This window comes from Dactylosporangium siamense (assembly GCF_016862795.1).
Lineage (GTDB): Bacteria > Actinomycetota > Actinomycetes > Mycobacteriales > Micromonosporaceae > Dactylosporangium > Dactylosporangium siamense.
This window is the reverse complement of sequence record NZ_BONQ01000220.1, coordinates 1-13,675: the sequence shown is the minus strand read 5'-3', so window position 1 is coordinate 13,675 and position 13,675 is coordinate 1. Positions and strand designations below refer to the sequence as shown.

The 13,675-nt window shown below is 75.0% G+C and carries 2 protein-coding genes; both read right to left on the bottom strand.

The genetic code is table 11. The features are described from left to right. On the bottom strand, positions 1-12,628 hold a 12,628-nt coding region (locus Dsi01nite_RS56345), incomplete at its 3' end, for a non-ribosomal peptide synthetase (RefSeq protein ID WP_203854785.1). Positions 12,629-12,758: 130 nt separating this feature from the next. Next, positions 12,759-13,675, bottom strand: a 917-nt coding sequence (locus tag Dsi01nite_RS56340; RefSeq protein WP_203854784.1) for a thioesterase domain-containing protein, incomplete at its 5' end; no start/stop codon positions are given.

The following is a 13,675-nucleotide window of genomic DNA, read 5'->3' as shown; positions in this document are numbered from 1 at the left end:
ACACACCAGCGGCCCGCGACAACGCCCGCAGACCCTCAACGACATCAGCCGGAACGACGAAGTCCAGCACCGCACCCGCCGACGACCGCACCGCGCCGCGCGGGCGATCCGTCGGCAACTCCAACGCCGGCGCGCCATCCAGCCGCGCCCGCCAATAGTCCAGTTGTGCCTCGAGCACCTCGCCGGTCAACCACTGGCGCTGCCACACAGCGAAGTCGGCGTACTGCACCGCCGGCCGTTGCCCGCCACCGTCGAGCTCCCGGCGCAGGATCGCCGAGGACCACTCATCGCCAACCACGTGATGCATCGCCAGGGCCAGCACATGCGACTGCGGACCGGCCCGCAGCAACGTCGCCCGGAACAACGGACCCGCGGTCAGGTCGAACGGCACCACCGCATCCGCCGCCAGCCACGCCCCGACCTCCGCAGCCGGCACCTCCACGACCGGCAGCTCGAACCGCACCGGCGCCGGGTCGATCACCTGCCACGGCACACCCTCGGCATCCGCGACCAGGCGCGTCCGCAGCACTTCGTGCCGCTCGACCAACCCGGCGAGCGCGGCGACCAGCGCGTCGACGTCCAGCGGGCCCGGCAACGGCAGCGACATCGGCAGGTTGTACTCCACCGAGCCCGGCTCCAGCTGCTGCAGGAACCACAGCCGCTGCTGCGCGAACGACAACGGCAGTGGGCGGTCCCGCCCGACCGGCACGATCGGCGGTGTCGCCGCCGTCCCGGCCGCGTCGACCGCCGGCGTCAGACCGGCGATCGTAGGCGTGTCGAACAGTGCCGCGACCGACACCTCGACCCCGAATGCCAACCGGATGCGCGACACGACCCGGGTGGCCAGCAGCGAGTGCCCGCCCAACGCGAAGAAGTTGTCATGGACGCCGACCCGCTCAACGCCGAGGACCTCGGCCCAGATCCCGGCCAGCACCTCCTGCACCGGACCCGCCGGCGCTACGAACACATCAACCCGCCGCGACAGATCCGGTGCCGGCAGCGCCGCCCGATCGACCTTGCCGTTCGCCGACAACGGCAACGCCGGCAACGACACGAACACCGACGGGACCATGTACTCCGGCAACCGCGACCGCAACGCCACAGCATCGACAGCAGCACCGACCACGTAGGCCACCAACCGCTGCCGCTCATCAGCGACAACGACCGCGCCCGCCACCCCAGGCAACTCCCGCAACGCCGCCTCAACCTCGCCGAGCTCGACCCGGAACCCACGCACCTTCACCTGATGGTCGGCACGGCCCAAGAACTCCGGCCGGCCGTCAGACCGCAACCGCACCAGATCACCGGTGCGGTACCACCGCGTGCCGTCACCCGCGATCGGGTCAGCGACAAACCGCTCCGCAGCCAGATCCGGCCGGCCGAGATAGCCGCGGGCGACACCCGCACCGGCAATCACCAACTCACCGGCCACCCCGACCGGCACCTGATTGCCCCACCGGTCAACGACATACCAGCGGGTGCCCGCGATCGGGGTGCCCAGCGTCACCGGACCATCCGGCGTCACGGGGTCGCACGCCGACCACACGGTGGTCTCCGTCGGGCCGTACATGTTCCACAACGCCGCGACCCGCCCGGTCAGCGCCGCTGCCAGCGCCGCCGGTAGCGCCTCACCACCACACCACGCCCGCAGCCGCGCCGAGCCCGCCCAGCCGTCGTCGAGCAGCATCTGCCAGGTCGCCGGCGTGGCCTGCATGACGGTGGCGCCGGAGGCGTCGATCAACCGGGCCAGAGCCCGCGGCGAACGCACCTCATCCCGGTCCGCGATCACGACCTGGCCGCCGCACACCAACGGGCCGAACAGCTCGAGGCCGGCGATGTCGAACCCGAACGTGGTCACCGCGAGCAGCACGTCCCGGTCGGTAAGCCCCGGCCGGCGTGCCATCGCCGCCAGCAGCGACGCCAGGTTGCCGTGCGTGACGGTGACGCCCTTCGGCCGGCCCGTCGAGCCCGAGGTGTACATGACGTAGGCCGCCTGGTCGGCCGGCACGCCCGGCAGCACGGCCGATCCCGGGTCGTCGAGACCGTCGAGACTGTCGAGCCGGTCGAGCACCGGCGACGCGCCGCTGTCAGCGACGATGAACGACAACCGCTCCGCCGGCAGATCCGGGTCCAGCGGCAGATACGCCCCGCCGGCACGCCACACCGCCAGCGCCGCCACCACAAGATCAGGCCCACGCTCCAGGCGTAGCCCGACCACCGACCCGGGCCCGACGCCCGCCGCCGCGAGCCGCCCCGCGAGCGCCCCGACCCGCTCCACCAGCCGCCCGTAGGTCAGCTGCACCGCGCCGCTACGCACAGCCACCGCGTCCGGGTCGGTCAACGCCCGGGCCGCGACGAGCTCGTGCACCGCACCACCCCACGGCTCCGCGTCGCCGCCATCGCACCACACGGCCAAATCCCGGACCTCGGCCCCGGACAGCATCGGCAGCCGCGACACCCGCCGGCCGGCATCGGCGGCCACCCCTTCGAGGATCCGCTGCAGGTGCCCGATCAGCCGGGCCATCCGGTCGTCGTCGAACAGTGCCGTGCTGTAGTGCACCTCGCCCGTCAGGCCGGCGCCGGCCTCGCCCATCGACACCGTCAGGTCGTACTTCACGGGCCGCCGCGCCGGGCCGGAGCCGTCGCCGGTGGCGTAGTTGAACAGCACCTGGAACACCGGCGTCCGCGAGCGGTCCCGGTCCACGCCGAGCTCGTCGACCAGGTGCTCGAACGGCAGGTCCTGGTTGTCGTAGGCGCCGAGGGTCGCCGCGCGGACCCGGCCCAGCAGTTCGGTGAAGGTGGGGTCGCCGGACAGGTCGGTGCGCAGCACGAGCGTGTTGACGAAGAACCCGACGAGGCCCTCGATCTCCGTGCGGTTGCGGTTCGCGATCGGCGTGCCGACGACGATGTCGTCCTGGCCGGTGTACCGCGACAGCAGCACGTTGAACGCCGCGAACACCGTCATGAACATCGAGACGCCGACCGACCTCGACAACACCCGCAGGCCCTCGGCCACCTCCGCCGGCACGGTGAAGTCCAGCACCGCACCCGCGGTCGAGCGCACCGCCGGGCGCGGACGGTCCGTCGGCAGGTCCAGCACCGCGGCGCCGGAAAGCCGCTCGCGCCAGTATCCGAGCTGGGCGCGCAGCACGTCGCCGGTGAGCCAGCGCCGCTGCCAGACGGCGTAGTCGGCGTAGCGGATCGGCAACGGCTCGAGCGCCGGCTCCCGCCCCGCGCGGCCGGCGGCGTACAACTCGAGCAGTTCCCGACGCAGAATGCCCAGCGACCATTCGTCGGCCACGACGTGATGCATCGCGAGGCCCAGCAGCTGCTCGCCGTCGGCGCCGCGGATCAGCAAGCCGCGGACGAGCGGCCCGGTGGCGAGGTCGAACGGGCGGCTCGCCGCCACCGCGAGCAGGGCCCGCGCGGCGCCGGTCGGGTCGGGCTCGCCGCCGACGTCGGCCTGCAGCAGCTCGACCGGCGACGGCGGGTCGACCACCTGGTACGGCACGCCGTCGTCGCCGGCGACGAGCCTGGTGCGCAGCACGTCCTGGCGCGCCGTAAGTGCCGTCAGCGCGGCCCGCAGCGCCGCCGGGTCCACCGGCTCCGGCACCCGGATGGTGATCGAGGCGTTGTAGTCGACGGAGCCGGGGTCGAGCTGGGCCAGGAACCACAGCCGCTGCTGCGCGAACGACAGCGGCAGTGGCCCGGACCGGTCGATCGCGGCGATCGGCGGCGCGGCGGCCGCGACGGCGAGCTCCTCGAGCACCTCGCACAGCCCGGCGAGGGTCGGCTGTTCAAACAGCGCCTGCAGTGGTACCTCCACCGACAGCGCCGTGCGCAGCCGTGAGACGACCCCCATGGCCAGCAGTGAGTGCCCGCCGAGGTCGAAGAAGTCGTCGTGCAGGCCGACGCGCTCGACGCCGAGGACCTCGGCCCAGACCTGCGCGAGCGTCGTCTGCATCGGCGTCACCGGCTCGGCGAACCCGGTGCCGGCGGCGAGGCGGGTGCCGTCGGGCGAGGGCAGCGCGGCCCGGTCGACCTTGCCGTTGGGCGTGAGGGGCAGCGACGCCAGCTCGACGAACACGGCGGGCAGCATCGGCTCGGGCAGGCTCAGGCCGAGGAACCGGCGCAGCGCACCGGGATCGGGCAGCCCGTCGGACGCCGCGGCGGGCACGACGTAGGCGACCAGCCGGCACTCGGGGCCCTCGCCGTCCGCGACGACCACGGCGGCGGCGACGGTCGGGTGTGCGGCCAGGGCGGCCTCGATCTCGCCCGGCTCGACGCGGTGGCCGCGGACCTTGACCTGTTCGTCCGTGCGGCCGACGAACACCAGCGCGCCGTCGTCGAGGGTGCGGACCCGGTCGCCTGAGCGGTACAGCCGCGAGCCGTCGCCGGCGAACGGGTCGGGGATGAACCGCTCGGCGGTGAGGTCGGGGCGGCCGTGGTAGCCGCGGGCGACGCCGGGGCCGCCGATGTGCAGCTCGCCCTCGACGCCGATCGGCACCGGCTGCAGGTTGCCGTCGAGGACCTGGACGCGGACCTCGTCGATCGGTGTACCGATGGACGGGGCCTGTTCGGCATCCGGCTCGACGTGCCCGGCGGTGGCGCAGACCGCGGTCTCGGTCGGCCCGTAGGCGTTGAGCACGGGCGTGCTGCGGGCCCACTCGCGGGCCAGGCCGGGCGTGAGCCGCTCGCCGGCGGCGATGAGGATCCGCAGACCGGCGAAGTCGTCCGGGCGCAGCACCGCGAGCAGCGACGGCGGCAGCGTGGCCACCGTGACGCCGTGCTCGCCGACCAGGCCCGCGAGCCGGCCCGGCTCGGCGCGGTCGCGGGCGCTCGCCATGACGACCGTGGCGCCCGAGGCGAGCGCCATCGCGGTTTCGGACACGGACGCGTCGAAGCCGAACGACGCGAACTGCAGGACCACGTCGTCGGCTTCGACGTCGAACCGCCGCCGCTGGGCTCGGGCGAGGTTCGCCAGGCCGCGGTGGGTCACCGTGACACCCTTCGGGCGGCCCGTCGAGCCGGACGTGTAGATGACGTAGGCGGCCTGGTCGCCGAGCACCGCGGCGGCGGGCGGCGTCACCGGCGCGGTGGCGACGGCGGCGCGCACGGACCGGTCGTCGACGGCGACGGCGCGCAGCCGGCCGACCGGCAGGTCCGCGATCGCGTCGGCGGTGCCGAGCAGCAGCGACACGGGCGCGTCGGTGAGCATGAACCCCAGCCGTTCGGCGGGATACTCCGGGTCCAGCGGCAGGTAGGCGCCGCCGGCCTTCCAGGTCGCCAGGATCGCCACGAGCAGCTCGGCGCCGCGCTCGAAGCACAGCCCGACGAGCGACTCGGCGCCGACGCCGATGCCGCGCAGGTGGTGCGCGAGCCGGTTCGACCGTTGCTCCAGCTCGCGGTAGGTCAGCCGCTCGCCGCAGTGGATGACGGCGGTGGCGTCGGGCCGGCGGCGCGAGCGCGCGGAGAACAGTTCATGGACGGCGTCGTGCTGCGGGTGTACCGCACGGGCCGCCGACACCGGCAACGGCGTCCCCGGCGGCGGTGCGCCGTGCGACAGCGGGATGCGCGACAACCGGACGTCGGGCTCGGCGGCGACGGTGGCCAGCACCGTCGTCAGGTGCCCGGCCACGCGCTCGACGGTGGCCCGGTCGAACAGGGCGGCGCTGTGGACGAGCAGCCCGCCCAGCTCGTCGGCGCCCTCCCGGAAGCCCAGCGTGAGGTCGAACCGGGCATCCGCGACGCGGACCGGGAACGGCTCGGCCCGTAGACCCGGCAGCGACGTGCGCGGTTCGCCGCCGCGCTCGACGCTCACCATCACCCGGAACAGCGGCGCGCGGTCCCGCCGCCCGGCCGGCTGGACGGCGTCGACGACCTGTTCGAACGGCACGTCCTGGTGGGCGTAGGCGCCCAGCGCCGCACGCCGGACCCGGTCGACGAGCTCGGCGAAGGTCGGGTCGCCGGACAGGTCGACGCGCAGGGCGAGGGAGTTGACGAAGAACCCGACGATGTCCTCGACCTCGGCGCGGTTCCGGCCGGCGAACGGGGTGCCGACGACGATGTCGTCCTGGCCGCTGTAGCGGCGCAGCACGACCAGCGATGCGGCCAGCAGTGTCATGAACATCGTCGCGCCGGTGCGCCGGGCGAGCCGCCGCAGCGCCGGCAGCGCGTCGGCGGGCGCGGTGAACTCGACGCGGCCCGCCTCCGGCGACCACACCGCCGGCCGGGGCCGATCGGTTGGCAGCTCGAGCATCGGCGCGCCGGCGAGCCGCTCCCGCCAGTAGTCCAGCTGTCGCCCGACGGCCTCGCCGTCAAGCCACCGCCGCTGCCAGGCGGCGTAGTCGGCGTACTGCACCGCCAGCGCGGGCAGCGCGGGGGCCTCGGCGCGCCGGGCGGCGTCGTAGAGCGCGGCGAGGTCGCGCCGCTGGACCTGCGCCGACCACTCGTCCGAGACCACGTGGTGCCACAGCAGGGCCAGGACGTGGTCGTCGTCGGCAAGCCGGATCAGGCGCGCCCACACCGGCCGGCCAGCCGCCAGGTCGAAGGGTTCGGCGGCGTCAGCGGCGAGCAGGTCCCGTGCCGCGGCCGGCGGGTCGGCTTCGGCGCCGACGTCGCTGACGCGCAGGTCGAAGCCCGCGGGCGGGTCGACGAGCTGGCGTCCGGCGCCGTCGCCGCCGTCGACCAGCCGGGTCCGCAGGATCTCGTGCCGCGACGCGAGCGCGTCGAGCGCGGATCGCAAGGCGGCGACGTCGAGCGGACCGTGCAACCGGACCGCCTCGGCGTTGTTGTACTCGGTCGAGTCCGGCGCCAGCCGGCTCAGGAAGTACAGCCGCTGCTGCGCGAACGACAGCGGCAGCGGACCGCCGCGCGGCACCGGGGTGAGCGGCGGGGCGAGCGGCGGGGCGTCCGCGGTGGCGCCGCCGCGCTCGACGACGGCGGCGAGCGCCGCGACCGTCGGATGCTCGAAGATCGCGGTGAGCGCCAGCTCGACGCCGAACACGGCCCGGACTCGGGACACCACCTGCGTGGCGAGCAGCGAGTGGCCGCCGAGCTCGAAGAAGTTGTCGCCGGTGCCGACCTCTTCGCGGCCGAGCACCTCCGACCAGATGTCGGCGAGGAGTTCCTCGATGGGGGTGTGCGGGTGGCGGTACACCGGGAAGGAGCCGTTGCGGTCGGTCTCCGGCGTGGGAAGGGCCCCGCGGTCGGTCTTGCCGTTGGGCGTCAACGGCAGCGCGGCCAGCCGCACGAACGCGGACGGCACCATGTGCTCGGGCAGGGTGCGGCCCAGGTGCGCGCGCAGGTCCGCGACGGAGGCGAGGTCGGCGCCGGCCGGGACGAGGTACGCCACGAGCCGGGTCTCGTCGCCGTCGGTGCGGGCCACGACAGCGGCGGCGGCGATGTCCGGCCGCTCGAGCAGCGTCCGTTCGACCTCGCCGGTCTCGACCCGGAAGCCGCGGATCTTCACCTGCTGGTCGGCCCGGCCCAGGAACTCGATGCGCCCGTCGTTGCGCCGGCGGACGCGGTCGCCGGTGCGGTACATCCGGCTGCCGTCCGCGGCGAACGGGTCGGCGACGAAGCGCTCGGCGGTGAGGTCGGGCCGGCCGCCGTAGCACCGGGCCAGGGCGGGCCCGGCCACATGGAGCTCGCCGATCGCGCCGACCGGCACGAGCCCGAGCGCGGGGTCGGCGACGTGCAGCCGCACGTTGGGCAGGGCGTGGCCGAGCGGCACCGGTCCGGCGCCGAGGACGGTGGCGGCCACGCCGATCGTGGTCTCTGTCGGCCCGTAGTGGTTGACCACGGCGACCCGGACGCCGGCCGCGGCGAGCAGCTCGGCGACCAGCGCGGCCGGCGCCGCCTCGCCGCCCAGGACCAGGGTGCGGGCGGGCAGCAGCGCGGCGGCGCCGCGCCGGCCGGCCAGCGCCGCCAGGTGTGACGGCACGATCTTCAGGTAGTCGATGCGGTGCTCGGCGAGGTAGCCGGCGACGGCGTCGGCGTCGCCGGCGACCCCCGGACCGGGCAGGTGCAGGGTGCCGCCGGTGGCGAGGCAGACGAACAGGGTGGTGTTGCCGAAGTCGGTCGCGGCCGGCTGCAGCAGCAGGTAGTGCCGGCCGGCGCCGCCGAGGCGCGCGGGGCCGGCGACGGCGTGCACGTAGTTGACCAGGCCGCGGTGGGTGACCCAGACGCCCTTCGGCCGGCCGGTCGAGCCTGAGGTGTAGATGACGTAGGCGGCCTGGTCGGGGTGGACGGCCACGTCCGGCGCGGCGGCGGGCTCGGCGGCGAGCGCCGCCTCGACCAGGGGGTCGTCGAGGGCGAGCGTGCGCAGCCGGCCCCCGGGCAGCTCGTCCAGGGCGGCCCGGCTGCCGACGACGAGCGCGGCCCGGCTGTCGGCGAGCATGAACGACAGGCGGTGCGCCGGGTAGGCGGGGTCCAGCGGCAGGTATGCCCCGCCGGCCTTCCACACGGCCAGCACGGCGACCACCAGCTCCGCGCCGGTCGCGCACAGCCCGACCACCGTCTCCGGTCCGACGCCGAGGCCGCGCAGGTGGTGCGCCAGGCGGTTGGCGCGCTCGTCGAGCTCGCCGTAGGTCAGCGTGATGCCGCCGGCGACCACCGCGGTGCCGGGGCCGGCGGCGACCAGCCGGTGCGTCCCGCCGGCGGGCGGGACCGGCACGGTCGCGGCGTTCCACTCCGTCAGCTCCCCGCGCTCGCCTGGCGACATGCGGGGCAGGGCCGAAAGCCGGGCGGCCGGGTCGGCGGCGACCGCGGCCAGCAGCGTCCCCAGCCGCTCGACCAAGCGCCGGACGGTGGCCGCGTCGAAGAGGGCGGTGCTGTACTCGATCGCGCCGCTCAGCACGCCGTCGACGTCGTCGAAGACCAGCCGCAGGTCGAACTTGACCGACACCGGCGTCGCGAACTTCGCGAGGGTGATCCCGGCGGCCGGCCCGGCGGCGTCGCCCTGGTTGTAGTTGAACAACACCTGGAAGATCGGCGTGCGGGACCGGTCCCGCTCGGCGCCCATCGCGTCGACGAGCTGCTCGAACGGCAGGTCCTGATGCCGGTAGGCGCCGAGCGCCACCTGCCGGACCCGGCCGACGAGCTCGGCGAAGGTCGGGTCGCCGGACAGGTCGGCACGCAGCACCAGGGTGTTGACGAAGAACCCGATGAGGTCCTCGATCTCGGCCCGGTTGCGGTTGGCGATCGGGGTGCCGACCACGATGTCGTCCTGGCCGGCGTACTGGCCCAGCAGCACGGCATAGGCGGAGAAGAGGGCCATGAACGTGGTCGCGCCGGCGTCGTGGGCCACTGCGCGCAGCCCGTCGGCGACGCCGGGCGGGACGTCGAACTCGACGCGCGCGCCCGCCGAGGAACGCACCGGCGGCCGGGGCCGGTCGGCCGGGATCCGCAGCTCCGGCGCGCCGGCGAGCCGGTCCCGCCAGTAGTCCAGCTGCCGCGCCAGCACCGGGCCGGTCAGCCACTGCCGCTGCCAGACAGCGAAGTCGGCGTACTGCACCGGCAGCGGCGCCAGCTCGACGCCGGAGTACAGCGCCTCCAGCTCGCGGCGCAGCAACGCGACCGACCACTCGTCGGACACCACGTGGTGCGAGCAGAGGCTCAGCACGTGATCGGCCGGGCCCAGGCGCAGCAGCCGGGCCCGCAGCAGCGGCCCGGCGGCCAGGTCGAACGGGCGCACCGCGTCCGCGGCCACCCAGGCCTCCGCCGCCGCCGCGCTGCAGTCCTCGACGACCAGCTCGACGCCGCCGGGCTCGTCGACGACCTGATACGGGCGGCCCTCGTCGTCGGCGAGCAGCCGGGTCCGCAGCACCTCGTGCCGGCGCACCAGCGCGCCGAGCGCGCCGCGCAGCGCGTCCACGTCCAGGATGCCGCCGATCCGCAGCACCAGGGGTTCGTTGTACTCCGGGGAGTCCGGCTCCAGCCGGTGCAGGAACCACAGCCGCTGCTGCGCGAACGACAACGGCAGCGCGCCGTCCCGCGGCACCGGCACGATCGGCGGCGCGACCTCGCCCGGCCCCGCCCGATCGACGCGTTCGGCCAGCCGCCGGACCGTCGGGCCGTCGAACACGGCGGCCAGGTCCAGCTCGACGCCGAAGCGGACCCGAACTCGCGAGATCACCCGCGTCGCCAGCAGCGAGTGCCCGCCCAGATCGAAGAAGTCGTCGTCGATCCCGACCCGTTCCAGGCCCAGCACCTGTGCCCACAGCTCGGCCAGCGCCGCCTCGGTCGCGGTCACCGGCTCCGCGTAGTGCGTCGCGAGCGACGGCCGGGCCGCCTGCGGGTCGGGCAGCGCCGAGCGGTCAACCTTGCCGTTGGCGTTCAGCGGGATCGCCGGCAGCGCGACGTAGGCCGACGGCACCAGGTAGTCCGGCAGCCGGGCGCGCAGGAAGGCCCGCAGCTCGCTGGCGTTCACGGCGGCGGCGGTGACCAGGTAGGCCAGCAGCCGCCGGTCGTCGGCCTCGCCCCGGGCGACCACCGCCGCGTCCACGACCTGCGGGTGGGCCAGCAGCGCCGCCTCCACCTCGCCGGGCTCGATCCGCACACCGCGGACCTTCACCTGGTGGTCGATGCGGCCGATGTACTCCAGCTGCCCGTCGGCGCGCCAGCGCGCCAGGTCGCCGCTGCGGTACATCCGGGCGCCGCCGCCGGAGAACGGATCGGCGACGAACCGCTCCGCCGTCAGCGCCGACCGGCCGGCGTATCCGCGGCACACGCCCTCGCCGGCGATGTACAGCTCGCCGTGTACCCCGACCGGCACCGGGCGCAGGTTCAGGTCCAGCACCAGCGCGCGCACGCCGCCGATCGGCCGGCCGATCGGGGGCGCGCCCGTGCCGCCGCGCTCGCACACCGCGGACACCGACTCGATCGTCGCCTCCGTTGGGCCGTACAGGTTGCCGACCACCACGGTGGCGTTGCGGGCGTGCAGCCGCGCCACGTCGTCGCTCGAGGCGGCCTCGCCGGTGCAGAAGACGTATCGCAGCGACGGCCCGTCCGGCAGCCCCGGATGCCGGCTGAACGGCCGGAACAGCGACGGCACGAAGTGCAGCACCGTGACCCGGCCGGAGGCGACCAGCGACACCACGTGGTCCAGGTCGCGGTGCCGGCCGGGCTCCGCGACCACGACCTGCGCGCCGACGGACAGCGGCCAGAACAGCTCCCACACCGACGCGTCGAAGCTCAGCGGCGCCTTGTGCAGCACCCGGTCCGCCGGGCGCAGCCGCCACTCCTCCTGCATCCGCAGCAGCCGGTTCACCACGCCCCGGTGCCCGACCAGCACCCCCTTCGGCGCGCCGGTCGAGCCGGACGTATAGATCACGTAGGCGAGCTGGTCCGGTTCCGTCGCCCCGGCCGGCGCCGCGGCGGGCTGCGCCGCGATCGCCGCAATGGTCGCGGTGTCGTCCAGCGCCACCACGGTGCCGGCGGGCCGGCCCAGGGCGGCGATCCGCTCGCCGGTGCCGACGAGCACCGATGCGCCGCTGTCCGACATCATGTACGCCAGCCGGTCGGCCGGTTGCTCCGGGTCCAGCGGCAGATAGGCGCCGCCCGCCTTCCAGATCGCCAGCAGCGCCGCCGGCAGCTGCGGGTCGCGCTCCAGCGCGACGCCGACCACGACGTCCGGGCCGACGCCCAGGCCGCGCAGGTGGCGGGCGAGCCGGTTGGCGGCGGCGTCCAGCTCGGCATACGTCAGCGAGGCGCCGGCGCCGCTCACGGCGACTGCGTCCGGCGTGCGCGCCGCCTGCGCCTCGAACAGTTCGTGCACGCCGGCCGCCGGCGCTGGCGGCACCGCGGTGTCGTTCCACGCTTCCAGGACGAGCCGGAGCTGGTCGGCGGGCAGCATGGGCAGCTCCGACAACCGCGCGTGCGGCGCAGCTGCCAGCAGCGTCGCGAGGTGCGCATGCAGCCGGCCGGCGGTCGGCTCGTCGAAGAGCGCCGAGCGGAACCGCACCACCGCCGCGTCGGCGCCGTGCACCAGCGTGACATCCGGCGGGTCCGCCTCCACGGTCGCCAGGACGATCCCTGGCTCCTGGTCGCCGTCCGGACTCTCCGGGCCCGGCCGCCGCGAGGCGTCCTCGAAGACGACCTGAAATGACGCCTGCCGATCGGCTTCGGGCCGGTCGGCGGCGGCCTCGTCCAGGCCTCGTCGCGTGCGTTCGAGCAGGTCGTGCACGCGCGGGTCGCCGGTCAGGTCGGCGCGCAGCGGCGTCCGGGCGCCGGTGCGCGCATCGGCGACGCCGACGACGAAGTCCGACCGGCCGGTGTAGCGGCCCAGCAGCACGAGAAATGCCGTGAGCACGGCGAGACGGTCGCCCGGCAGCGGCGCGAACCGCGCCTCGGCGATCCGCGCGTCGCCGGCGGTAGACCTCGGGCGGTCCGTGGCGAGCTCCAGCGGGTGCCGCCGCACCGGCACCGGCTCGAGGGCCGCCCGGCACGCGTCGGGCAGCCGCGCCAGCACGGAGGCGCCCACCACGTCCGCGTCGAGGTGCAGCAGGTGTTGGCCCGGGCCCGGTTCGGCCAGGCGCCATGCGGTGTCGGGCACGCCGATTGCACGCAGGGACGCGCCCAGTGCGGCGATGTCGAGGATGCCCGTCAATCGAACGGTTGCCCGCACGGCGACTCCAATGCTCGTACCGCATGTCACCGGGGGATGACCCTCGGCAACAAGCACGCTTACACGCGGCCGGAGCAGGAACAAGGCGCGCTACAGGGCCGTGCGGGCGGCCCCCACCGATCGTCCAGCGTCAGTCCAGATCGCGCCGCCGCGCGAGCTCGGCGCTCAACCACGTGCCGGCGAACCGGGCGCCCTCGTCGCCGCGGACGAGTGTGAAATGCGTGCCGGGCGCATCCAGGACCTCCAGCGCAGCCGGAACGACGGCGCGCCACTGCGCGAGCGTCGCGGCGCGCGTGCGCGGCACGTCCTCCTCGGGCAGGAACAGCACCACCCGGCCGTCGTGCCGGATCGAGCGCCGCGCCAGCAGCGCCCGATAGTCGACGCTCGCGAGCGTGTTGAGGATGGCGATCCGCGCCGCCCGCAGCCGCCGCACGTCGCCGTCCCGCACGCCGGCCGCGGCCTCCTCGGCCACGCTCCAGAACTCGAACAGCTCCCGCTCGGCAGCGGGCCGCAGCGGCGTGCCGCCTGCGATCGCGTCGGTGAGCGCGCGCACCAGCCGGAGCGCCGCCTTGCGGCCCCGGCGCCGCCAACGGTTCGGCACCAGGCCGTGCAGCGGCGGCCCGACCAGGAACACGTCGCCGCCCGCCCGGCGCGCCATCTCGAGCGCGACGTATCCGCCCATGGACCAGCCGGCGAACAGGTACGGGCCGGCGGGCCGGATGCGTCGGACGTCCTCGAGGTAGGACCGGGCCATCTCGTCAACCGAGGCGAGGGGCTCCTCGTCGTCGACCAGCCCGCGGGACTGCAGGCCGATGACCCGCTGCCCGTCGGCGAAGTGCCCGGCGAGCGCGGCGTAGTCGGTGACGCCGCCGGTGCCTGAGTGCACGAAGAACAGCGGCGGGCCGTCCGTGCCCTCGCGAATGTCCACTGTGGATGTCGACCGGCCCGTCGCGGCCCGTGCCAGGGTTGCCAGCGCCGCGATCGTGGGGTGGTCGAACAGGTCGGCGATGCTGATCTCGTGTCCGGCGGCGCGGATGCGGGCAACGA